General features: G+C 34.1%; 21 protein-coding genes. 16 read left to right on the forward strand and 5 right to left on the reverse strand.

Features of this window, described 5'->3' with window-relative positions:
- The first annotated feature begins 363 nt into the window (after nucleotides 1–363).
- The 10 genes from LZQ00_RS01590 to LZQ00_RS01635 all read left to right on the forward strand — a co-directional run bounded on the left by LZQ00_RS01590 (nucleotide 364) and on the right by LZQ00_RS01635 (nucleotide 15485).
- Entirely contained in the window at nucleotides 364–3534 is a 3171-nt protein-coding gene (locus LZQ00_RS01590) for a SusC/RagA family TonB-linked outer membrane protein (protein ID WP_234511343.1), read from the forward strand.
- A 20-nt stretch (nucleotides 3535–3554) separates the two neighbouring features.
- Nucleotides 3555–5033, forward strand: a complete 1479-nt coding sequence (locus LZQ00_RS01595; RefSeq protein WP_234511345.1) for a SusD/RagB family nutrient-binding outer membrane lipoprotein — start codon at nucleotides 3555–3557, stop codon at nucleotides 5031–5033.
- A gap of 22 nt (nucleotides 5034–5055) precedes the next feature.
- A complete protein-coding gene (locus LZQ00_RS01600; protein ID WP_234511347.1) occupies nucleotides 5056–5580 on the forward strand; it encodes a lipid-binding protein in 525 nt (174 codons plus the stop codon).
- 744 nt (nucleotides 5581–6324) lie between these two features.
- Complete coding sequence (locus tag LZQ00_RS01605; RefSeq protein WP_234511349.1) at nucleotides 6325–9453, forward strand: SusC/RagA family TonB-linked outer membrane protein; 3129 nt, start codon at nucleotides 6325–6327, stop codon at nucleotides 9451–9453.
- 4 nt (nucleotides 9454–9457) lie between these two features.
- Entirely contained in the window at nucleotides 9458–10969 is a 1512-nt protein-coding gene (locus LZQ00_RS01610) for a SusD/RagB family nutrient-binding outer membrane lipoprotein (protein WP_234511351.1), read from the forward strand.
- 221 nt (nucleotides 10970–11190) lie between these two features.
- The gene (locus LZQ00_RS01615) at nucleotides 11191–12504 is read left to right on the forward strand and encodes a PDZ domain-containing protein (protein ID WP_234511353.1); all 1314 of its coding nucleotides are present in this window, start codon (nucleotides 11191–11193) and stop codon (nucleotides 12502–12504) included.
- 73 nt (nucleotides 12505–12577) lie between these two features.
- A complete protein-coding gene (locus LZQ00_RS01620; protein ID WP_234511355.1) occupies nucleotides 12578–13051 on the forward strand; it encodes a hypothetical protein in 474 nt (157 codons plus the stop codon).
- 192 nt (nucleotides 13052–13243) lie between these two features.
- Nucleotides 13244–13801, forward strand: a complete 558-nt coding sequence (locus LZQ00_RS01625; protein ID WP_234511356.1) for an RNA polymerase sigma factor — start codon at nucleotides 13244–13246, stop codon at nucleotides 13799–13801.
- Nucleotides 13791–14588, forward strand: a complete 798-nt coding sequence (locus LZQ00_RS01630; RefSeq protein WP_234511358.1) for a hypothetical protein — start codon at nucleotides 13791–13793, stop codon at nucleotides 14586–14588. Before LZQ00_RS01625 ends, LZQ00_RS01630 begins: the two co-directional genes overlap by 11 nt.
- A 12-nt stretch (nucleotides 14589–14600) precedes the next feature.
- Complete coding sequence (locus tag LZQ00_RS01635) at nucleotides 14601–15485, forward strand: DUF4097 family beta strand repeat-containing protein (protein ID WP_234511360.1); 885 nt, start codon at nucleotides 14601–14603, stop codon at nucleotides 15483–15485.
- Between the two features lie 96 nt (nucleotides 15486–15581).
- Here the strand turns inward: LZQ00_RS01635 and LZQ00_RS01640 are convergent, their stop codons facing one another.
- From LZQ00_RS01640 to LZQ00_RS01655, 4 genes are all read right to left on the reverse strand, one after another.
- Nucleotides 15582–16814, reverse strand: a complete 1233-nt coding sequence (locus tag LZQ00_RS01640; RefSeq protein ID WP_234509583.1) for an IS256 family transposase — start codon at nucleotides 16812–16814, stop codon at nucleotides 15582–15584.
- A gap of 85 nt (nucleotides 16815–16899) precedes the next feature.
- On the reverse strand, nucleotides 16900–17601 hold the full coding sequence (locus LZQ00_RS01645) for a class I SAM-dependent methyltransferase (protein WP_234511362.1): 702 nt from the start codon (nucleotides 17599–17601) through the stop codon (nucleotides 16900–16902).
- Nucleotides 17594–18766 (reverse strand): nicotinate phosphoribosyltransferase, encoded by a 1173-nt coding sequence (pncB, locus tag LZQ00_RS01650; protein WP_234511363.1) that lies wholly within the window; start codon nucleotides 18764–18766, stop codon nucleotides 17594–17596. The genes LZQ00_RS01645 and pncB overlap by 8 nt, the downstream gene beginning before the upstream one ends.
- 163 nt (nucleotides 18767–18929) lie before the next feature.
- Complete coding sequence (locus tag LZQ00_RS01655) at nucleotides 18930–20351, reverse strand: DUF6600 domain-containing protein (protein WP_234511365.1); 1422 nt, start codon at nucleotides 20349–20351, stop codon at nucleotides 18930–18932.
- 258 nt (nucleotides 20352–20609) lie between these two features.
- Here LZQ00_RS01655 and LZQ00_RS01660 point away from each other — a divergent pair, with 258 nt between their 5' ends.
- The 6 genes from LZQ00_RS01660 (at nucleotide 20610) to LZQ00_RS01685 (ending at nucleotide 24731) form a co-directional block, all read left to right on the forward strand.
- A complete protein-coding gene (locus LZQ00_RS01660) occupies nucleotides 20610–21368 on the forward strand; it encodes an MlaE family ABC transporter permease (RefSeq protein ID WP_234511367.1) in 759 nt (252 codons plus the stop codon).
- A gap of 2 nt (nucleotides 21369–21370) precedes the next feature.
- The gene (locus LZQ00_RS01665) at nucleotides 21371–22144 is read left to right on the forward strand and encodes an ABC transporter ATP-binding protein (protein WP_234511369.1); all 774 of its coding nucleotides are present in this window, start codon (nucleotides 21371–21373) and stop codon (nucleotides 22142–22144) included.
- Nucleotides 22145–22148: 4 nt separating this feature from the next.
- Nucleotides 22149–23153 carry an MlaD family protein gene (locus LZQ00_RS01670; RefSeq protein ID WP_234511371.1) on the forward strand — a complete coding sequence of 335 codons (1005 nt, stop codon included), beginning with the start codon at nucleotides 22149–22151 and terminating at the stop codon, nucleotides 23151–23153.
- Nucleotides 23154–23311: 158 nt separating this feature from the next.
- Nucleotides 23312–24007, forward strand: a complete 696-nt coding sequence (locus LZQ00_RS01675) for an RluA family pseudouridine synthase (RefSeq protein WP_234511372.1) — start codon at nucleotides 23312–23314, stop codon at nucleotides 24005–24007.
- Nucleotides 24008–24049: 42 nt separating this feature from the next.
- Nucleotides 24050–24316 carry a hypothetical protein gene (locus LZQ00_RS01680; RefSeq protein WP_234511374.1) on the forward strand — a complete coding sequence of 89 codons (267 nt, stop codon included), beginning with the start codon at nucleotides 24050–24052 and terminating at the stop codon, nucleotides 24314–24316.
- A gap of 1 nt (nucleotide 24317) precedes the next feature.
- Nucleotides 24318–24731, forward strand: coding sequence for a DUF983 domain-containing protein (locus LZQ00_RS01685; RefSeq protein WP_234511375.1), 414 nt, complete (start codon nucleotides 24318–24320; stop codon nucleotides 24729–24731).
- A 15-nt stretch (nucleotides 24732–24746) separates the two neighbouring features.
- Here LZQ00_RS01685 and LZQ00_RS01690 read toward each other — a convergent pair whose 3' ends face one another.
- Nucleotides 24747–25061, reverse strand: a complete 315-nt coding sequence (locus LZQ00_RS01690; RefSeq protein ID WP_234511377.1) for a DUF4286 family protein — start codon at nucleotides 25059–25061, stop codon at nucleotides 24747–24749.
- Nucleotides 25062–25219 lie beyond the last annotated feature (158 nt).

Here is a 25219-nt window from a genome sequence, read left to right on the forward strand (position 1 = left end):
ATATAAATATATTCCTTTCTAAAAATTACTTTTTACATACAAAAAACTTTTTTAAAAAATATGCTAAGTTTATTTAGAATTTCTTTCATGGTAATTAAATAGGTTTTTAATAATGTTACAAACTGAGTGTAAATTAATGTGCTTATATTCAGTTGATTATTGTTGCTTTGGTATTGGTGTTTAAATTTTTTACTATGTTAGCATTGTAAAATAGAAATATATTTTAAATTTGCTTTTAACATTTCTTTAACAATTATTGAATCAATTTGAAATGTAAAACTATCTGTTGAAGTTAAAGGTAGTATTGGTTAGCCAGCATTTAATTTTAGTAAATAGACTTAATTACTTAATAAATATAAACATATGAAACACAAATTACTCAGTATTTTTTTGGGTAGTATGATTTTGACCTCTGTGGCATTTGCACAGGAGAAAAAAATTAGTGGTCGCGTAACAGGAGCTGATGGGAAGCCATTAGTTGGTGTAACGATTGCTGTTCAAGGATCAAATATCGCTACTCAAACCGACGCGAACGGTAATTATTCGTTCTCAGTTCCAACAGGAAAAGTGATCGTTTTTCGCTCAATAGGTTATTCTGACAAAACATTAATTGTTAAAGAGGGTCAAAGTTCTTTTAATATTACATTAGACAATTCTGACAATGCTTTGGATGAGGTCGTTGTTACTGCTATGGGCGTTTCCAAGCAAAGTAAAGCCCTTGGATACTCTGCTTCAACAATTAAAGCCGATGATATTACAGCAGCCAATAATATGAATGCCATGACGGGGCTTCAAGGTAAAATGGCAGGTGTAAATATATCGAACTCCGGAACTACGGGTGGATCAACGAAAGTGATTATCCGTGGTGTATCTTCATTCTCTGCTAATAACCCCCTTTACGTAGTGGATGGAGTGCCTATCAGTAATGGTTATCAAGCTGATGTTAATTTTTCTAGATCTGTGGATTTAGGTAATCAAGCCAATGATATCAATCCTGATGATATCGAATCAATGACAGTATTAAAAGGAGCTTCAGCTACAGCTTTATATGGATCTCGTGCTGCACACGGTGTTGTTATGATCACGACTAAAAAAGGAAAATTAGGCCAAAAGTTTGAAGTTTCATATACGGGAGCGATTAATGCAAGTAAAGTATTAATGGTTCCTCAAACTCAAAATCTTTTTGGACAAGGATGGCCTGATTTTAGTTTTTTAGAAAATGGATCTTGGGGACCTAGATTAGATGGTATAGAAAGACCATGGGGATCAGAGATTGACGGTGTTAGGCTGACAAAACCTTATGCTTATGTAAAAGATAATATCAAGAATTTTTATGTAACTGGTTTAGATGCGACGAATGTTTTATCTCTATCTGGTGGGGGTGAGAAATCATCGTATATGTTTTCTTATGGTAATTTTTATCAACAAGGGGTTCTACCTGGTCATCCTGATAAGTTAAAACGTAATAATTTTTCTTTTAGAGGAAACACTAGTCTTGATAAATTTACATTCAATTATGGTGTAAATTATGTGAGAAGAGATTTAAATGCCGTTTATCAAGGACAGGGTACGGCAGATGGTGGAGATGTTACATTTCAAGAGTTGATTCAAATTCCTGTTGATGTAAATATCTCATCATTGAAAGATTATAATAATCCATATAACAATTACGATAATTATTTTACTGCTTATGCATCTAATCCGTATAAAGCTTTAGTAGATAATGGATCAAGATTGCAAGATGATCGCTTTTATGGAAACATCGATCTTTCTTATAAAGTTCTTCCGTGGTTAAATGCAGTCGCGAAATTAGGTGGAGATTTTGCAAATACACGCACGATTGATTTTGCTCAAAAAATATCTTATACTGAGGGTTCTACATCTGCTGATAATGCGAAAGCACCTGTTACTGGTCGCTATGGTGAAAACTATAGGAAAACCAATCAGCTTGATGCAACTTTAATGTTCCAGGCAAACAAAGATATTTCAGACGATATTAATTTATCTGGTTCTATTGGCTATAACTTTAATCAAAGAGGCTATACCTACCTTGATGCTTATGTAAGTGGATTAAATGTACCTGGATGGTATAGTTTAAAAAATACAAGTGAGGCTCCAATAGTTAATAATGTTTTTGTAAGGCAACGTTTAATGGGAGCATTTGCTGATGCGACTTTCGCTTATAAAAATTATTGGTTTGTGAATGGGTCATTTAGATCGGATTGGTCATCGACTCTTCCTGTTAAGCAAAATAACTATATATATGGAGGTATTAATACTTCTTTAATTGTTACTGATGCATTTAAAGATTTGAAATCAGATAATTTCAATTATTTAAAACTGCGTGCAGCATGGGGTAAAACTGGTGCTGATGCTACTACCTATTTGACAGAAAATTATTATCAAGCTGCACAAATCGGTTTAGGATTTGGTAATACTATCTTGCCTTTGGGTGGCATTGCAGGTTTGCAACATGCAAAAACCTTGGGTAATGAAGACTTAAGACCTGAAATTACAACTGAGCTTGAGTTTGGTGCGGAAATGAAATTCTTAAAAAATAGAATTAGTTTAGATGCATCTTATTATAGCAGAAAAACTGTAGATCAGATTTTTGCAATTAATCTTTCTCCAGAAACTGGATATACAAGACGTACAAGGAATATGGGAGACATTCGTAATAAAGGTGTTGAAATTGGACTGAATACTACACCATTAAAATACAAAGATTTTCAATGGGATTTAGGCATAAACTTTACGAAAAATACGAGTAAAGTAATGGCCTTATATGACGATACAAAAGAAACATTGATTGAAAATGCATATTCTGTAGATTTTGTTGCTGAAATTGGTCAACCATTAGGCGTTTATAAAGTACCTCAAGTATTAACGGTTAAAGAGGGAGAGTTTGCTGGAAAAACAGTTGTAAATAGTGCTGGTATTCCTATTACTGAGCCCAATACTAAGAAAACTGTTGGTAAATATGAACCTGATTTCCAGATGGGTTTCACGACCAAATTTAAATATAAAGATTGGAGTTTGGGAGGAGTAGTAGATTGGCGTAAAGGTGGTTTCTTCTATTCTTATACAGCGCAACTAAATTATTTTGTTGGAAACGCGACAGAGACAACATTTAACGAAAGACAACCTTGGTTGGTTCCTAATTCGGTAAAACAATTAGCTGGAGGAGGTTATGCAGAAAATGATATACAAATTTCAGTAAATAATCAATATGCATACTGGTACTCTAATACGAATAATTCTATGTACGAAAAAGCAGTATTGGAAAGAGATTTTGTTAAACTACGTGAATTAGTTTTGACTTATTCTTTACCAAAACGTGTATTGGGTTCAAAAATTAAGGGAGTAGACTTTAGTTTAGTTGGAAGGAATTTGTTTATTTGGACTCCAAAATCAAATAACTTCGTGGATCCTGAAGCTACAAATTATGGTAATGATATTTCATCGAATTTTGGTGAATTTGCTGCTGGACCAACTTTTAGAACATATGGTGGTAGTGTAAAAGTTAGATTCTAAACTTATTTGATAATTATAAAATGAAAAATATTAAGAAATTAGGATATATATTGGCTGCAAGTGTGATGACACTTACAGCCTGTACCAAGGATTTGGATATCAATAGAAGTCCTTATAATCCGACTGAAAATGATGCAACACCAGAGCTGCTTTTTCCTTCGGGCGTAGCCTATAGTGCAGCGAAAATTGGGGGAGACCTTCAATTGATAGGTGCATTTTGGTCACAACATTATACACAAAATAATTCTTCAAATCAATATACAGGTATTGACTCTTATAATTTGACCATATCTTCATACAATGGTATATGGTCAAATCTGATGGGTGGAGGAATGAAGGACCTTGTTATTTCTAAGGAAAAAGCAGAAGCGGCAGGACAATGGCATTATTATGTTGCATCTCAAATTATGCTGGCTTTTGATAACCATGTTTTGGTTGACTTATATGGTGATTTACCTGTAACAGAAGGATTACAAGGAGATAAAGGTGTTTATTCCCCAAAATGGGATGATGGAAAGACCGTTAATCAATTGATCTTAACACAATTGGATAATGCTATTAGTAAAGTAGAAGATGCTAAGGCTCTGAAAACTATGGGGGCTCAAGATTTTGTTTTCGAAGGAGATCTTGATAATTGGCGTAAGTTTGCCAAAACGTTAAAATTAAAAATTTTAATGCGAGATTTTGCAACTAATACCGCTGCTATTACGACGCTTTTAAATTCAAATGATCTTTTAGAATCTGATGCGAAAATGACAGCATTTATGGATGCGGTTAATAAATCCAATCCATTGTATGAGTCAGATAGACGTTCGCTAAATTCATTTGTCAATATCAGAGCTAGTAAAACGTTAATGTCATATCTTCAAAAAAATAATGATCCTCGAATAGAAGATTTTTATGAATTGACGACTGAAAAAGACAAACCTGCTATTTATGCAGCTTTAAGACAAGGTGATTATAATGCTCCAACTTTAGATTTTCCTCCTGGATCAACTTCAAGAGCAAAACTAGGAGCAACTGATCCTGTTTATTTTATGTCTTATGCAGAATGTGAATTTCTTCAAGCGGAAGCATGGGCTCGATTAAACAATGCAATAAATGCAAAAACACATTATGATTTGGCTGTTACAGAAGCTTTTTCTCGTTGGGGTAAATCGGCAGCATCTTTTATCAATGGAGGTGTTTATGAATTTAAAGCAGGTACGGTAGATAAAATGATAGAGCAAATTATTACTCAAAAATGGGTTGCTGCTACTAGATGTCAGGCCTGGGATTCTTTTTATGATCAAAACAGAACAGGATATCCTGTTATGAGTTCTGTAGATTCTGATGAACCATCATATATTCCTGGACAATATACGAAGTCGATTACTTCGGTATTGGTTGGTAATGAAATTCCTAGACGTTTGCCATATCCAAAAGTATCATCTGATAATAATGCAAACACACCTAAAGCTGTCGCTATCTACACGAAAATGTGGTGGCATAAACAATAATCTTTATTAAATTAGAATAAAAATGAAACATATATTTAAATATTTTTTAGGACTATTGGTACTTGGAATTGTTTCTTGTAAAAAAGATCAGCCAGAAGTAGAGCATTCTCCTATATATCCTATTTCAGGGGAATGGCATACCCATATCTTTAATGAGGACGGAACTAACGTCACGACATTAAACCCTGCTACTGGAAAGTCTTTTTCATTCTCAATTGCTACTTTAAGTACTTACAATACTGCTAATAATGACAGCGATATTGCTTGGATGAAATTTAGTAATGCTACTTATCCTTTTGGCATGTTAATTAAAGTGAATGTTGATGTTCCTTCAGTAACAATCAAAGGGGGAGAATATGTTAATACATTAAATGTAAAAAACAAAAGTATTAACATTATTGATACAAAGATTTTACAAGCAGCTTCTAAACAACCAAGCCAAGTAATGGCTGATAGTATAGTTGTGAAGTATAAAGCTGGAGTTGATGGTAAAACCTATTTAATTAAAGGTCATCGCCGAACACAATGGCCTGAAGATCAATATTAAAATTTCGAATAGTTCTGTCAAAGAAATAAGGACTTTAGATAAAAATGAAAACAGCAGTAAACTTTGTTTGCTGCTGTTTTTTATTTTAACAACTATAAAGTACTTATTCAGTAATAAGTACTTCCTGGATTAATATGCTCTTATAACTTATTTTACAGGGAAAGTTAAGCTTAAGACTTTTTCTCTATGAAAGACACCTATATAATAGTCTAACATTTGTAAATATTTGGTTGTAAGTTTAAATAATAATGTTTGACATAGTTTTAACATTTCTGATTTAAACAATTATATGTTCATGTTTTCTTTTTGAGAATAACAATAAATAATCGTTATCACTTTCATATATTTTTTTAGCATAAAAGATTGCTAAATTAAATTAATATCATATATTTGTTTTTAACATTATTTAACAATTAAGTTGCGGTAGAAACTTTTTGAATTGAATATGTTGTATAACCTTATTTGAAAAGTAAATCTTAGTCAGTTTAATTGAAATACCTTAAGAATTAGCTAGAATATATCTGACAAAACATTATTTCACAGTAGACAATCGATTGCATATTTTATAGTCGCAAATTAATTAATTTAATCAAAGGTCTTAATTGAGACCATTTAAGTAAATGATTAAAGTATATATTATAGTTGTTTTACAAACAATAATGAGATTTTAAAAAAAGAATAAGATACTTACTATTAACCAAAGTCTCCTCTGGGGATTTTAAATACTTAAATAAACATAAACATATGAAACAAAAATTACTCAGTATTTTCTTGGGAAGTATGATTCTGACTTCTGTAGCATTTGCACAGGAAAAAAAAGTTAGTGGTCGTGTAACTGGAGCTGATGGTAAACCATTAGTAGGTGTAACGATTGCTGTACAAGGATCAAATATTGCTACTCAAACCGATGCGAATGGTAACTACTCGCTTTCAGTACCCACAGGAAAAGTTATTGTTTTTCGTTCTGTAGGATTTGCTGATAAAACCTTAATCGTCAAAGCAGATCAATCCGCTTTTAATGTTACGTTAAATGATGCTTCAAATTCTCTTGATGAAGTTGTCGTAACAGCATTAGGTGTTAAGAAGGAAAAGAAATCAGTTGGTTATTCGGTTCAAGAAGTAAAAGCTGCTGATATCTTGAGTTCTCGTGAACCAAATGTTGTGAATGCATTAGCAGGGAAAGTAGCTGGTTTACAGATTACAAGTTCTGGAGGTCAAGCGGGATCTTCTGCTTCGATACAGCTTCGTGGAAATACATCCATAACGGGAAGTGGTGAACCCTTATTTGTTATTGATGGCATACCCATGGATAATTCTGTTAATCAGGGAGATGATAATATTTCCACTTTATTTACAGGAACGAATGGTAGCAGACTTTCTGATTTGGATCCAAATATCGTTGAAAGTGTCTCTGTATTAAAAGGGGCAGGTGCAAGTGCCTTGTATGGTTCTAGAGGTGCAAATGGTGTTATCATGATTACGACTAAAAAAGGATCAATTGAAGATAATAGAAAATTACCAAGAGTTTCATTGTCTTCTAGTGTAACTTTTGATGATGCTTTCACTGATGGTTATCAAACGACCTATTTGCAAGGAGTTAATGGAAAATACCGAAGTGGTATACCTTTAGCTTTAGGTGGGTATGCAGAAGAGGGGGGAACAACAAATCCACAAACTTCGGCGGTTTGGGGACCTCATAAAGATTCTGTCAGTCAAAAAGTAATTGATGCAATTGGTATGCCAAAGCTTGTAGACCCTCGGAAACAATTCTATCAAACAGGTGTTATGTGGAATAATTCGGCTTCTATAAGCGGCGGTCTTGCGAATACAACGTATCGATTAACTTACTCCAATACAAATCAAGATGGTATAGTTCCTAATAACACTTTTAAAAGAAATAGTTTTAATGGTGCATTTGCTTCTAAATTAAGTCAAATTGTCACTTCTAATACTTCAGTATCTTATGTAAATTCCAAAAATAATAGAATGCTTGAAGGAAATGGTGGGCAATCTTTTTTATATGGTTTGAATTTTGCTCCTGTTAGTTTTGATATGAAGGAAGCTTATGATAAATATGGAAACCTTTCTTGGCAATCACCAATAGCTTTAGGTACTGGTTTTAATAATCCATATTGGTTAGTAAATCATAACTCAAGTCCAAGTATTACAGATCGTTTTGTGCTATCCAATGAAATTAATATTGATATTTTACCTTGGTTAAAAGCGACAAATAGAGTTGGATTGGATAGCTATACAGATTTATTAGAAGAAAAAATTGATATTGGTACAAAGGCGATACCTAAGGGTCGTTATTTTTCAGCATTGGTAAAATATAAGCAATGGAATAATGACTTCATTTTATCTGCAAATAAGAAGATTAATGACGATTGGAGTATTTCAGGATTACTTGGAACAAACTATAACCAAAGAGGATTTAATCGTCGTACGGTAAGAGGCCTCGATTTGAATATTCCAGGCTTCTTCGATATCAGTGGTATGGGAACAGTGCAAGCTTTTCAAAGTGATGAACTGAGACGATTGGTAGGTATTTATGCATCTGCAAATATTGACTTTAAAAATTATTTGTTTTTAAACGCAACTGCAAGGAACGATTGGTCATCAACTTTACCTAAAGGAAAGAATAGCTACTTCTACCCATCAGTATCCTCTTCATTCGTTTTTTCTGAAGCATTCGGATTAACAAATGATGTGTTTTCTTTTGGTAAGATTAGGGCTTCTTATGCTGTTGCAGGTAATGATGCTCCTCCATATTATACAACCCAAACGTTTACAAAAGCGAATCCTAGTGATGGAACAAGGGGAAATATTGATTTTCCATTTAATGGATTGAATGGCTTTAATATGAGTAGCGTGCTATCAAGCAATGTTTTAGAACCGGAAATTGTAACAGAGTATGAATTTGGTACTGAATTGAAGTTTTTAAAGAATCGAATCAATTTGGAATTCTCTTATTATAACAAGCAAAGTGAAAAACAAATTATTCAACAACCAATTGCTGCTTCATCAGGTTCTCAATTATTAGTTGCTAATGCAGGAAAGTTGAAAAATTCGGGTATTGAGATTATGTTGGATGTGGTACCAGTAAAAACTGAAAACTTCAACTGGAATATTGTGACCAATTTTGCAAAGAACAAATATAAACTTCAATCGTTAGCTGAAGGTGTTGATAATATTTTTATTGGTGGGTTTACAAATCCTCAAGTGAGAATTGATAAAGATTATGGTTATGTGATATGGGGAACCGGATACAAAAAGAATGATCAAGGACAAACACTTATCGATGATGATGGATTACCAGTTATGTCAGAAGATTTAGGACCTATTGGTGATGTTATGCCAGATTGGACAATGGGTATTCGAAACAATTTTAGATATAAAAACCTTTCTGTTTCAGGTTTATTGGACGTTAAAACAGGTGGCCAAGTCTTGAACATGGACTTATTTTATTCAACTTTTTATGGTTCGGCTGCAGTAACGGGTGATAGGGGTACAAAAATAGTTCATGAAGGTATACGTGAGTCTGATGGCGAAGTAAACACGACAGAAGTAGTTAAAAATCAGTCCTATTATCAAAACTGGTATTCCAGTATAGATCAAAACTTTGTAGAAGATGCTGGATTTATTAAACTAAGAGAAGTGACGCTAAGCTATTCTCTTCCTAAATCATGGTTGAAAAAATCAAAATTGGAAGATGTAACCTTCTCTGCAACTGGACGTAATCTCTGGATTAAATCGGACTTCTCATATAGAGATCCAGAAGGAAGTTTGTTAGGTAACCAGGTGCAAGGATTGTATCATGCTGTTACACCAAGTTCAAAAGGATTTACCTTTGGTGTCAATGTTAAATTTTAATCATATGAAAAGACAAAATTATATATTATCAATACTTTTGATATTATTTATATCACCCCTAATATTTGTTTCTTGTAACAAAAATCTGGATATTAATCAAGATCCCAATAACCCGACGGATGTTCCTGAAAACTTGATTTTATCAGCACTTTTATCAAATTTTTCATACGAAGTAAACGGAGGCTACCCGACAAGAGTATCTGTATTATGGACAAAACACCTTGCTGGTGGAATTGCTGGAAATCATGAAGGAAATTATTTGATTACAGGTGGAGATGTCAATAACTTTTGGACCAGTTTTTCTTATTCAGATGTTATGAATAATGCTTATGTTTTGAAGAACAAAGCTACTACGAATGGAAACCCCAACTATTCTGCAATTGCTAAAATTGTGTTAGCTTGGAATTTATCCATGACAACGGATGTGTTTGGAGACATTCCTTATTCCGAGGCTTTTAAAGGAACTGAAGGTATTTATAAACCGAAGTATGATAGTCAAGAGGACGTATACAAATCTATTCAGGCCTTGTTAGATGAAGCTATTTCGGAAGCGGCTTCAACAACAAACGTTTTGAAACCAGCAGCTGATGATCTTTTGTATCAGGGTGATATGACGAAATGGGCAGCTTTGGCACATACGTTAAAAGCAAGATTTTACTTGAGATTATCAAATGCACCAGGATTGACTGCAAGTGCGCAAGCTAAATTAGCCTTAGATGAGTTGGCAAAGGGTTCAATTACGATGGCTACACAGCCTAAATTTAAGTATTTTGCAACAACTGGTGCTGAAAACCCATGGTTTCAATATGCGATTGATGGTAAATGGGCGGTAACAACAAGACCATCTCAATATTATGTTAATAAATTATTAGCATCCAATGACCCTAGAATTGCTTTTCAAGCGACTAAAGTTGTTGCAGCTACAAATGTTGATCCTGCAAATGTCGGAAAGTACATTGGTTTAACGAATGAGGCTCCTGGAAATAACATTCTGAATTATTCTGCAATTGCACCTTTCTATAGTGCTAAAGATGCTCCTCTATATTGGATGGTTTATCCTGAGGTTGAGTTTATCAAAGCAGAAGCTGAGTTTCTTGTGGCTAATAAGACGGTTAATGCAACCGTTACAGCTGCATATGAAAAAGCTGTAAGAGCATCAATGGATTTTTATGGAATTGCTGCTACAGATGCAAACACATATTTAGCTAATAATGCATTAAGTAGCAATGCAAATACGGCTTATGGCCAAATTATGAACGAGAAATATATCGCTAATTTTTTAATGTTTGAAGCGTATAATGACTTTAGAAGAACTGGACTACCTGCACTTCCTATTAATAATGAAATGTATCCTGGTCAAACAGAATTGGATCAACCTCCTCGTATAAATCAAATTCCTGTAAGATTTCCTTATCCTTCTGGAGAACGTCTTTATAATAGTGATAATGTTCCTGCTGACATTCCTACTGATCCTGTAAAGGCAATTGTGATTCCTGTTTGGTGGGATAGTAAATAATACTTATCAACAATAAATGTATAAGGCTCTTTCTGTTTATCGGAAAGAGCCTTTTTTGTGTACAAAAAATTCCTATAATTAAGTTGATCAGTATTTTCCTTCAATGCACTTTTAATAGCTTAGTGGGAAGATTCTGCGATTACTAGTGAAGGACACCGTGTTATTATTTATCGTACATCTGATGCTTTTTTCTTATATTGTCTATACCAATATAAACTTCTATGAAAATAAGATTTCTTCTGATCATAAGCCTGTTTTTTCAACTTGCTTTCGGGCAATCGGCTTTTGTCTTGAAGAAAAATAAGAAATTGAGTATTCCTTTTACATTTGTCCATAATCTTGTGATTATACCTGTAGAAGTTAATGGTTTTATGATGAATTTCTTATTGGACACTGGTGTTAAAGAAACAATGGTTTTTGGTAAATCGTTAGGAGATATTGACAGCAGCATCTTTAAAAATAAACTTCAAGGTCTAGGTCGAAATGAGGGTATAGATGCGGTATTGGCCGTCAATAACCGGCTTCTGATTGCAAAAAAGATGGAAGATAAGGATCATCCAATTTTTATCTTGGATAATGAACATATTGATATTTCATCGCGAATTGGTGTCGAAATAAATGGCATATTAGGAAGTCGATTTTTTGCCGATTATCGAATAGAGTTCGATTTTTTAAAAAAAAGAATTATCGTATTTCCGCATGGAGAAACTCCTAAATCTTGGTCTAAAATGACTATCCTTCCTCTTGATATTAAAGGAAATCGACCCTATATCGATATTGCCATACAACAAGATGAAAGTCAAATTCACGGAAAAGCACTTATTGACATGGGAAATAGTGATGCAGTGTTGCTGTTATTGCAAAGAATTGAAGGGTATCAAGTTCGATTTCCCTTTATCACTGATTATATTGGACAAGGTTTGAATGGCGAAATCTATGGCTTAAGAAATAGAATAAAACAGCTAACGTTAGGGCCATTTACTATGTCTTTTCCTTTGGTCGCATATCCAGAGAGCGAATCTGTCCAAAATGCGAAGATCATAAATGAGCGAATCGGCTCCATCGGAAATGAGTTATTAAGACGGTTTAAAATTGTATTCGATTATCCCAATAGTCAAATTTATTTAAAGAAAAATAGAGAATTTGATAAGTTTTATTATCTTAATATGAGTGGTCTTGAGCTTATCCATGATGGTGTTGAATGGGAAAAACAGGAAGTTCCTGTTACATTGAAAAATGATGGTAGTAAAGAAATTAGTTTTGATAATAAAGTACAATTTAAGTTTGTTTTAAAACCTTTATTTAAAATAGATATTGTAAGACCAAGCTCTCCTGCACAGCTTGCAGGTTTAATGGTTGACGATAAGATTTTAGCGATTAATGGAAGGCGTGCTAGTTCTTATAGCTTAGAGGAAATCAACAATTTGATGAAATCAGAGGAAGGAAAGGAAATTCGAATGAAAATAGAGCGAAATGGACAAACGAAAGAAGTTCGATTTATTTTGAAAGATCCTTTACCTTTTGATCATGAATAATAATTGTTTTCTATATATTTTAAAATAAGGTCTAATTTAAATAATTTGGCCTTATTCTTTTTAAAACCAAATTATGAAAAACTTAACAAAACAATTGACATTGGGGCTTGCTCTTGTATTCGGGTTAACTTCTTGCTCAAGTAAGAGTGAGAAAAAAGTAGAGTCTAATCAAAAACTTTCAGGCACATATCGTCTTATCGAAAGTAAAACAATAAAAGGAAAGGACACAATAGTTGCTTTTACAGATACATTGAAAACTGAAATGTTTAAAATGTTTAATGATGATCATTTTTCTTTCTTTAATCACGATAAGGAAAAAGGCAAAGGAAAAGAGCCATTATTCGTTTCGGGTGGAGGGACCTATTCCCTAAAAGGCAGCCAATATCAAGAAAATCTGCAATATTGTAGTATGCGGGAATGGGAAAATAATACGTTTCATTTTGTACTCACCCAAAAAGGTGACACCTTGATCCAAAAAGGTGAGGAAAATCTACCTGAATTGGGTATTAAGCAAATCATTATTGAAACTTATATCAAATTGAAATAAAAGGAGATTAATAATGTTTAAAATTCTATTTTAGTATACATTGATTACCGTTTTTAAAGCATCTAAGGAGATCCTCTTAGGTGCTTTTTTATGAGGTATAAAATAAAAGGAAAAAAAATAAAATTATTTTGCAACATTTGGAATATATGTGCGACTTGAATATAGAACATAGAAAATAAAAGATTAAAACGCGTGCAGAATCAACTTAGTGATAAAGATTTGTTACACTTATGCCAAACAGGTAATGAACTGGGGTATGGGCAGTTGTATCATCGCTATGCAAAAAAGATTTTCAATACGATCTTTCGTGTATTATCAAATACAGAAGAGAGTGAAGATGTGTTGCAAGAGACATTTATACAGTTCTTTTCCAATCAGGAAAAGTGGGAGCAAATCATTTCAGTAGAAGCTTGGTTGCGTCGCGTAGGGATTAATAAAGCGATTTCGTTGGTTAGAAAAAGACAATATTATTTTTCGCCAGTAGAAGAATTGGAAATTCATGACGAAGGAGAAGAACAATTGTTAGAGAAGGAATGGCGAGAGTGCCGATTGATTGATTTAGAGCAAGCGATTAATCGTTTAGGAGAGATTCCAAAAATGGTTGTAAATCTTTATCTGTTTGAAGATATGAGTCATGATGAAGTCGGAAATTTATTGGGGATGTCTGCTGTAGCAGTGCGAACGCAATATCATCGAGCCAAGAAAAAAATTTATGAAGAATTGAAAGAAAGGTATAACTATGCAGGATAAATTAAAAGAGTTTGTTAAAGCAAATCGGGAAGGATTCGATCATCGTGAACCTTCAGCAGCGCTTTGGGAAAAAATCCGTCCTCAAGTCATCCCTCAGAAGGAAAAAATAAAACCATCTCTCCATATTTGGAAATGGGCTAGCGCAGCAGCAGTTTTCCTAATGATTGGTATAGGTGGATATTTTTGGAGCCAAACAGTTAATACCAATCAACAGGTTAAAATGGCTACAAAGGTTCAACCTACTACTGTTGAAACAAGAGAAATAAAGCCAACGGTGAAAGACGCAACGCAAGTAGCTCAAATAACAATAAGCAGATATAATCTTCAAGGAAAGAAGAAAAAGAATCTTAGAGAAACTCCTGCTAATCTTTTTGCGGATAAAAAAAGCGAATTGAATCATTATTTTGCTTTGTTACAGGATACGTTATCTGCAAGTAAACGTTTAGAAGCTGTTCTGGCATTTAAAAATTTACCTGATTTAGGAAACAACGAGATGAATGCTTTGGAAGAAACCGTAATAACTGATCCCAATAGTAACGTACGGATGGCAGCTCTGGATGTTGTCTTAAGTCGGGTTGACAAACCAAAAAAACAGGATAAGATTGAAGAATTGTTTGTAAAGCAAGATGATCCGTCACTTCAAGTAGAAATGTTACAATGGTTGGCACGGGGTGAAAGTGGTGATGTATCGGAGTCAACTAAGAAAAAGTTAAATGAAATTTTGGAAGACCCATTTGCATTGAAACTGGTCAAAGACCAAGCTTATGCAGTATTATTAAATCAGTAAAAAATAAAAAGTATGAAAAAAATAAGTGTATTAATAGGGATAATGGTTGCGATTTCGAATTTATTGCAAGCGCAAGAAAATACGGAATCCATTGTGAAAAAATCTGTAGAAATGGCAACTCGGTCAATTTCAGGTTTACCCATTGATGATTCTGTTGAGGAAGGACCTAAAACATGGAAGGAATTTAAAGTTTCAAATCCAGGTAATAAATTGTTGATTAAATTTAGTCAGGTATACGTAGAGGGTTACAATGGAAAAGAGATTCTATTTGAAGCGAAAGTAGAAGATAGAGAGCAAGATGAGCGGGTAAAAGGTCTTCGTGTTATCAATAGCTCAGAATTGAAAGACAATTCAGGGATTGGATTAAATATTACGACGAAAGATCAAGTAACAGAAGTGAGTTATGTTGGTTTTGCATTAAATGATTCCGTTCGAATAAAGATTCCAGATCATATGGCAGTTAGTATTATGGGAGATAAGGGCACTGCTTTTCTTGGTGGAAATGTAGAGCTGAAAAACTTGAAAAATGAAGTGGAAGTATCTGCTCTTTTAGGAAATGTGAAGTTGGTTGATATTACAGGACCGACGAATGTGAAAATCACTCAAGGAGATGTGGAAGCTCGATTTGTAGGACCTGTAAAAGGTCCAATTTCGTTAATTGCATCTATGGGAACTGTTGATATTGCTTTACCAGCAAAAATAGGAGCCAATGTAGATATTAGCACTTCTATGGGGAACATTTATGCTGGAGATGAATTTCAATTTGAAAAATCAGCTACAGCTGAAAAACCAGTACTTTATAATAATCAGGTCAAAGGGAAAATGAATGGAGGAGGACGGGATATCATTTTGAAAACATCCATGGGAGATATCTATATTCGTAATAATAGCAAGTAATTAAAAATTTAATATGTTTGTTTGAATAAAAAAAGAAGCCATCTGGCTTCTTTTGGGAGTGTAACTCAAACTGTGTCATTGGATAATTATCTAATGCTAAAATCCTCTATCCAGCTTGAGCCTATCTCCAAATTTAATATAAAGTTGAGATATCGTCAAGCCCCAGTTGTGCATCGGCATTGTCCACTTTTTAGAGATATCCTTAATTATCAGGAACATTAACTTCATAAGAGCTTGCTCAGAACTGAATGCACCTTTAGACTTCGTAATTTTACGGATCTGACGGTGCATGCCTTCAATAGGATTAGTGGTGTAAATAGCCTTGCGAACCTGTTCATCGTATTCGAAAAAAGTAGATAAGTTGATCCAATTGTCCAGCCAGGATTTAGCAGCAATTGGATATTTCTTACCCCATTTCTCCTCAAAGGCGAGTAAGTTTTCGTAGCCCATTTCTTCGTTAATCGCTTTATAAACAGGTTTTAGATCTTCAATGACTGCTTTTTTATCTTTTTCTGTAACATAGCGCATACTTGATCTGATCTGGTGGACAATACATAACTGAACTTTAGTTTTAGGGAAAATAGCTTCAATAGCTTCGGGGAAGCCTTTCAAACCATCGATACAGGCAATTAGAATATCTTCGACACCACGCTGTTTTAGGTCTGTGAGAACAGATAACCAAAACTTTGCACCTTCATTCTCTGAGCTATAAAGACCTATCAGATCTTTACGTCCATCCATCCCTACACCTAATATATTATAAATAGCCCTAGATTCAACTGTACCATTCTGACGTATTTTATAGTGCATGCAGTCTAAGAACACAAAGGGATATACTGCTTCCAATGGACGACTTCTCCACTCATTTACTGCTGGCATGACACTTTCTGTGATACGGGATATTTCAGTAGCAGAAATATCCATAGCGTACATCTCACGAATAAAATCGCTGATAGCACGCGTACTCATGCCTTTGGCATACATACCAAGAACATGCCCTTCTAGCTGTTCTGTAATAATAAGCTGACGCTTGGGAACTACTTTAGGTTCGAATGTGCCAGATCTATCACGCCCTGATTCTAGTTCAAAAGTACCTGTATTAAGACCTCGAACTGTCTTTTTTGTCTTTCCATTACGACGATTAGAGCTGCCAGAGGCCTTCTCCTCTTGAAGATGATTCTCTAGCTCTCCATCCATCATAGACTCCAGTAAATGTTTCATTAAGGGCGCTAGAACGCCGTCGTTGGGAGATAGACTCTTGCCGTTGTAGAGACCTTGCATGGCTTCCTGTTTGAAGCGGTCAAAGTCGAATGGGGTCTTTTCTTTCATGACCATGTCGTTTGAATAATTAAATATAAAAAATCTTATTAAATTATTCCGTTGACACAGTTCTCGTTACAGTCTCCTTCTTTTTTTATTTTCTTTTTTCCATACGAACCAAGTATTGATCATTTTCATCTTCAAAAAGGACCTGTACAACCCATCCCATTTCATGTGCAATTTTGATTAACATTTTCTGGTCTAAGTATAACCATTTAAACTTTTCACCAAAATTACCTTGATATTGATATTGATAATTAATCTCTCCAAAATAGTGGTCAGGACGCTTTATTTTATACTCTTCATATAAATAGTCAATATTCGACGAATCGAATAAGAGCTGCCCTCTAGTGGTCAATAAGGATTCTGAATGAATCAAAAGTTTTTTGAACCCTTCAATATCTCCAGCCAACCCGATCCCATTCATTAAAAAGAGTAACGTATCGTATTGCTGATCTTTGAATTGATAAAAATCTGCATGATGTATTTTTTGAACGCCTCTTTGTTGCATGATGTGACAAGCTGTGCTCGAAATTTCTAAAGCTTCAACATCAAATTTCTTTTCTTGTAAATACAAACTGTGGCATCCTGCACCAGCCCCAACGTCCAAAACACGGCCATCACATAAAGAAAGCGCTATGAATTCTAATTCAGGAAGTTCTTCCTCTTCTCTGAAGAAAATATCTAAAGGCATCTCTTCAATATCACCATAACTACTGTGTAAAAGTAGTGGAGCCAGCTCTTTTTGATGTTTATAATAATCATCTAAGGCTTCGCCATAAACATCTCTAATCATGAATCATTAATATTTTTTTAGCCAATTGAATAGATTCAGGATCTCCTGTATGTTTTTTAGGTTCATCCGATAGCTTAATTACAGGAGTCCATTCATCATCTTCTGGTTGTGCTTCGGTCATTTTTATAACGATATTCATCTGTGGTACTCCTACATCATTAGTAAAATTGGTTCCCACTCCAAAAGAGTATCCAATTTTTCCTTGACAATGTTCCGTAATATGTGCAACTTTTTCATAGTCTAAGCCATCAGAAAAAATAATCGTTTTTGATGATGGATCGATACCATTTTTCACATAATGTGCGATGATTTTATCTGCAAATTCTAATGGATCTCCACTATCATGTCGCACACCATCAAACAGTTTTGTGAGCTTCTTGTCAAATTGTTTAAAAAAGACTTCGGTCGTATAGGTGTCTGATAGAGCGATACCTAAATCACCACGATACACATCTGCCCAGTGTTCTAGTCCTAACAAGTTTGCCATTTTATACCCATATTTGGCTGCATGAAACATAAACCATTCATGTGCATGAGTACCTATAGGTTTAGTTTGATATTGCATAGCAAGTTGTACATTGCTCGTTCCAATAAATGTACCGGTCCCATATTTCTTTAATGTCTCTACAACAAGTTGATGCACGTGATAAGAATAACGTCTCCTGGTACCAAAATCGGCAATTGTAATATTCAATTTTTTATATTTCTGTATTTTATTTTTTGCATCAGCGATGACTTGTTCATCTGGAAAACGTTTTAAGTCCCCTAATTCGTAATATAGTTCACAAATTAGTGCCATGATTGGAACTTCCCAAAGAATGGCTCTATACCAGTATCCCTCTATTTTAACTTCTAAATCGGCCCCAGTTTGGCTTATCGTGATTTCATCAGGGTCATATCGGTATCCTTGCAAAAAATCAAAATAAGTAGGATCTATATAGGGACAGTTTTGAGAAAAAAATATTTTTTCTGCTTTGGTCAGTTTTAATTTTGCCATCGCATCAATCGCTTCACGTAATTTTAAATCAAATCCTGTTGGAAATTTATGTTGTCCACGATTGATAAATTGATAGCGTGCTTTTACTTTTGGAAATAACTTGACGACAGCATATTGCATCGTAAATTTATAAAAGTCGTTATCTAATATGGATGTTAGTTGAGCCATCTTGCCTCGTAATAAAAATGAATAAGGATGTAAATTTACTAATTAACATCAACTTAAGGTAATTGTTCGAGAAAACATAGGATTTACAGCTTGTCTAGCTATATAAAAAAGAGGGTTGATACAAAACGATCAACCCTCTTTTTTATACTCTTTTATTGCTAATTTATCTTGTGCGTGAACTTCCGTTTGTACGGTTTGATCCTGAGTGTGATGAACTTCTTGCTGAAGAATTAGAACTTGATCCTCTGTTAGAAGAAGATGTATTTCTTTCTATATTACTTGTATTCACTTGCACTGGTCTGCTGCTTCTGCTTTCATTACTAGTGGAAGACTGCACACGTGCAGGACGTTCAGATCGACTTGTATTCTGTGTTGTCACAGGTGTAGACGTTCCTCTTGATCTTTCAACATTCATAGACCCACTGTTTGTCCAACTTTCAGTTGCTTGTGTTCTTCCTCTTGTATTACCCGAGTTGGAAGAACTTTCGATAGAAGAATTACTTCTTGTTCGACTGTTACCTGTATTATTGTTGATGACATTATTATCTCGGTTTTGTGTTCTAACAGCATCTGTATTGTTATTCACACGTTCTCTACCAGTTGTTGTACTTCTGTTTTCTGTACTATTTGTATTTGATCTTACAGAAGCATTACCATTACCATCAATATATAATTCCCGATTACCTCTTGTGCTAGTCATATTGTCTCTAGAAGAAATGACTCTATCATTTCTGTTTTGCAAATCTGCATTGTTGTTGCGTGTACGAGTAGAAGCGTCTGTAATTCGACTTGGTCTAGCATCTGTTCTTGAATTGCGATCTATTGAAGGACGGTACATGTCAATGCTATTGTTTCTCACACGTGAAGCACCTGGTCTTCCTGAATCATTAATATTTCTTACGCTAACTCGACTTCCTGTATTTCTTTCAATATCAGATCTTCTTGGACCACCTACATAGTTTCTGTTGTTGATGATAACCGTATTATTGATAATGGTTGTTCTATTATAAAAATTATTATAATTACGAGGATGAACGTAATAACGATCTAGTCTATTGCTGAAGATATTAGAAGCTCCAACAAATACCCAAAAATTCATTGGAATATTAATCGAAACATTTATACCTAACGGAGCCCAACCGTAATAACCAGATCCTTCTCTCCAATTCACCCAAGCAGGTCCCCATTCATAATCTGGAATCCAAGCCCAACCATAACGGTTACTGAATTCCCATCTTCCATAGTGAAAAGGCGCCCAACCCCAAGAATAATTTGATACCCAAGTATTTCCATATTCAGTCATGGTCCAATATCCATTGGTAGAATAAGGTTGAAAGTTTGGCCCTTCATTAGGAATCCACATATAACCATATTCGCGGTCATTTACCCAATCTCCATATGGAGATAACTCATCATAGAATGTTTGGAAAGAAACTCCACTATTGTAATCATTATTATAACCTCTATTATAATCATTATTATAACCATGATATCCGGGTTGTGCTAGCATTGACTTTGGAGCTACAAAAAACAGGACACCGAACAATGTGTATGCAATCCATTTTATATGTTTAAATCTTTTCATGACAATTCTATTTTGTAATCGTGAAAAATATATTCTTTAATTTATAACTATGACATCAGAAATTAGCTGATGGTTTAATGGAGAACTTATTTTTTTATAATACAAACTTATTTTAGATTATTTTGTTGTGTTTTAAGGCTATAAAAAAGCTTATTAGTAAAGTAACTAATTTAAAGGTTGATAATAATTCCCTATTTTTTGTACCTTTATCCCTTTATTCGTGTAATAGAATATTATAGACAGGAAATATTTATTTTAATGTTAAATAAACTTCAATCTTTTTTTACTGAATTTGCAAATATTCATCGTTTCTTAACTCGATTTTGGAGAGAGCTTGTTACTCCTCCTTATGAATTTAAAGAGATAATACGTCAATGTTATGAGATTGGTTGGAAATCCCTACCACTAATTACGTTAACAGGTTTTATTGTTGGATTTGTTTTTACTAAACAATCTCGACCTTCTTTGGAAGAGTTTGGTGCAACGTCTTGGTTACCTTCTTTGATTTCCATTGCGATTATTCGTGCTCTTGCTCCTTTGGTTACTGCACTTATCGCTTCAGGTAAAATTGGGTCACAAGTTGGAGCCGAACTGAGTTCTATGAACGTAACAGAGCAAATTGACGCCATGGAAGTTTCAGGAACAAATCCATTTAAATTTTTAATTGTCAGCCGTATTATTGCCACTACTATTGGTATTCCTATTCTATGTTTCTATGTGGCAGGAGTTGGTCTTTTAGGTGGATATTTGAGTATGGCAACTAAAGATGATTTGAGTTTTTTAAGTTTCTTTACACAAGTATTTGAAACAATCGGATACCAAGATTTGTGGGCTATGGTTTTTAGAGCTGTGGTTTTTGGTTTTACAATTGGAGCCGTAAGTTGTTATTGTGGATATTATTCTTCAAAAGGAACAGAAGGAGTTGGTAAAGCTGCAAATGCTGCGGTTGTTGCTTCGATGTTTTTGGTATTTATTGAAGAAATTATCATTGTACAAATCTTAGCGATAATAGGGTAGTCATGGAAAAGATAAAGGCACATATTGATTATCAAGATCCAGTTATTACTATACGTGGTGTTAGTAAATCATTTGGTGAAAACCATGTATTAAAAAATGTTGATCTGGATTTATATCGTGGTGAAAATTTAGTTGTTCTAGGACGTTCTGGTACCGGGAAATCAGTATTGATAAAACTGATAGCAGGATTATTAAAACCAGATCATGGCACAATTGATGTTTTAGGGAATGATGTGAAAGAATTGAAAGATCATGATTTGATGCAATTACGTTTAAGAATAGGCTTTTCTTTTCAGAACAGCGCCTTATATGATAGTATGACGGTTCGTGAAAATCTTGAATTTCCATTGATTCGAAATAAAAGAAAGCTAACCCGAGCGGAGATTAATAAAGAGGTGGAAGATGTACTGGAAGGTGTTGGGTTATCACAAACAATCAATCAAATGCCTTCTGAATTATCGGGAGGGCAGCGGAAGCGGATTGGTATTGCCAGAACACTAATTTTACGTCCAGATATCATGATGTATGATGAGCCAACTGCAGGATTGGATCCAATTACTTGTTTGGATATCAATAGTTTGATTAATGAAGTTCAAGAGCGTTATAAAACTTCATCCATTATTATCACTCATGATTTAGCTTGTGCTAAAACTGTTGGTGACCGTATTGTGATGTTGCTAGATGGTAAATTTGAGAGACAAGGGTCTTTTGACGAAATATTTGAAACAGATGATGCGCGAGTTAAAGCGTTTTATGATTATAATTTTATTGTTTAATTAAATGAGCAAAGCAGAAAACAAGAGAGCAGTAATAGTTGGACTATTTGTTTTTATAGGATTGGCTATTCTGATTGCAGGTATATTTGTATTAGGAAGCCAGCAAAAAAAGTTTACCAGAACTTTTGAAATTACGACATCTTTCCCTGATGTCGCAGGATTGAAAGTTGGTAGCAATGTATGGTTTTCAGGTGTAAAAGTTGGGATTATCAAAAATATTCATTTTAAAAATCTTCAAGATGTAGAAGTGGTAATGACTGTTGAAGAGAAATCTGCTGAATACATTCGGAAAGATGCCATCACGAAATTGGGATCAGATGGTTTGATAGGTAATAAGATTATTGTGATTTCTGGAGGCTCTCAAAATGCACCTTCTATAGAAGCAGGAGATTTCCTTCGTTCTGCAAAAGCAGCAGATATGGAAGCGATGATGGAAACATTACAATTGAATAATCAAAATCTAGCAAAAATTACAACAGATTTTGTTGAAGTCTCACGCGGCTTAGTGGAGGGGCGCGGGGTTGTTGGAGCGTTGTTAACAGATACAGCTTTAGTTACATCTTTACATGAATCCCTTAAATCCATTAGTCAGGTAATGGCAAGTGCCAATACAGCATCATCCAATCTCCTTTTGTTGACCAATAAGTTGAATGCAAATAAAGGTTTAATACATGATTTGACAACGGATACAGCAGTTTTTGCTAGTTTAAGATCTTCAGCTGCGCAATTGCAAGGCGTTTCACAAACTGCCAATGCATTAATGACAAACTTAAATTCAGCTTCAAATAAATTAAATAGTAAGGATAATGCTATTGGTACATTGATTAATGACCCTGCTGTTGGAAATGAACTGAGAGATGTTGTTCGCAATTTGAATACAAGTACAGCTAAATTAGATCAAAATATGGAAGCTTTACAAAGTAATTTCTTATTGAGAGGATTTTTCAAAAAGAAAGAAAAAGAAGCTAAAAAAGTAGCTGAAACAGCAGTGAAGGATTCAGTACAATAGTATTACTACTATACGTTAAAAAAGTAAAGGACAGTTTTCTCGTAAAATTGTCCTTTACTTTTTTAACGTATTCCGATTAGACGTATCTTTGTGCATTAATCATAAACATAGTATGCAATAAAAATTATGTTTATTATCGAATTTTTACTTTAATATACATGCGTAGTATTTCAGATATGGACGTTATCTATGAGGATAATCACCTCATCGCAATAAATAAAAGAGCTGGAGATATCGTTCAAGTAGATGACACAGGAGATAAATCTTTAGAAGATATGGTAAAGGAGTATTTAAAACATAAATACAACAAACCTAATGAAGCTTTTTTAGGTGTTATTCATCGTTTGGACAGACCTGTTAGTGGACTTATTGTTTTTGCTAAGACAAGTAAGGCATTGGAACGTATGAACAAATTGTTTAAAGATCGTCATGTCAAAAAAACATATCTCGCTGTTGTGAGACAAAGACCACAAGAGCCCACAGGAAAACTGGTAAATTGGTTAGTTCGGAATCGCGAAAAAATGGTAACGAAGGCTTTTAATAAAGAAGTCAAAGAAAGTAGTTATGCTGAACTAGATTATAGCTTAATTGGAGAGCTCAATGGTTTTCATCTTTTGAAAGTAGAGCCGTTGACAGGCCGAACACATCAAATCCGAGTACAGTTAGCCACAATGGGATGTCCTATCGTCGGTGATAATAAATATGGCTATCCCAGAGGTAGCTCCAAAGGAAGTATATGTTTACATTCTCGATCACTTTCTTTTGTTCATCCAATCAAAAAAGAAGCTATGCACTTGGTAGCACCATTACAACAAGATGGATTCTGGGAAAAATTTTCAAAATTTAAAGACTAATTCGCTATTATCTATCTTAATATTTTTAAGTATCTTTGTCCTATGAAAACAGTTAAGTATTTGCTAATTACAATTGTTTTATTTTGTACGATAACAATAACTCAAAAGAGTTCAGTACAGGCACAATGTGCTATGTGTAGTTTAAATGCCGAAAATTCAACCCAGAATGGAAATACACAGGGGAAGGGTTTAAATGATGGTATTTTATTCTTATTAGGTATTCCATATTTAGCTGCTGCAGGACTGGGATTCCTATGGTATAAAAAATTTCGTACCTCAAAAGAGAATAAATCACAGGAAAAGTTTTAATATGTCTACATCTAAAAGTTATGCTATCCTCCATTCAAAATGTCCAAGATGTCATGTGGGAAATATGTTTGATGGGCCAGCCTATAGTTTGCGTAAACAAAAGATGTACGATACATGTCATGTTTGTAATTTGACCTTCGAAATTGAACCTGGTTATTTCTATGCGGCTATGTATGTAAGCTACGCTATGTCTGTTACTGAGGTAGTAACATTCGCTGTGGCAACAGCGGTCATTTCAGGAAGTGAATCACCTTGGACTTACTTGCTTGTACTTTGCGTGACTATTATAATTTTTGCCCCCTTTAATTATCGTTATTCAAGATTGGTGCTATTACACTTGATGACACCTAAAATCAGTTATGATCCGAAATGGGAGCTTCAATATGAAAATAAAAACAAGAGCGATTCTATTTAGAATCGCTCTTGTTTTTTATAAATATCTCATTGTACTATCAAAAACAAATGCTTTATCCTTATATTTTGATAAAATTTCATTTTGTAAATGAATAAGATGATCTTGTTGAAATTGCGCGATATCATCCTCCGAAGATACTTGAATCTGTAAACAATAGGTCACTCCTTCGTGCGGAGAATGTAGCATTTCTAAAAGTTTTGGACTAAAATTTGTTATTGCTAGCAGGTTTTCCTTCATCCAAGAAACGAGTTCTTGATGTACAGATTCTTCTGAGATAATGGATACGTTATATAAATACATGAACACAAAAATATAAATTTTAATTGCCATATTGAAACATATATTACTTATGTTGAAACACAATAAATTTCAAAGGTTCTTGTAAAAATAAAGTTGCACATGAGTTGTTATTGATAATTAATTTTAATCTTTGATAAGGTTGAAGAACGGTTTGTTTATGCGGACGCACATTATATTTTATACACTAC

Source organism: Sphingobacterium sp. SRCM116780, assembly GCF_021442025.1.
Classification (GTDB): domain Bacteria; phylum Bacteroidota; class Bacteroidia; order Sphingobacteriales; family Sphingobacteriaceae; genus Sphingobacterium.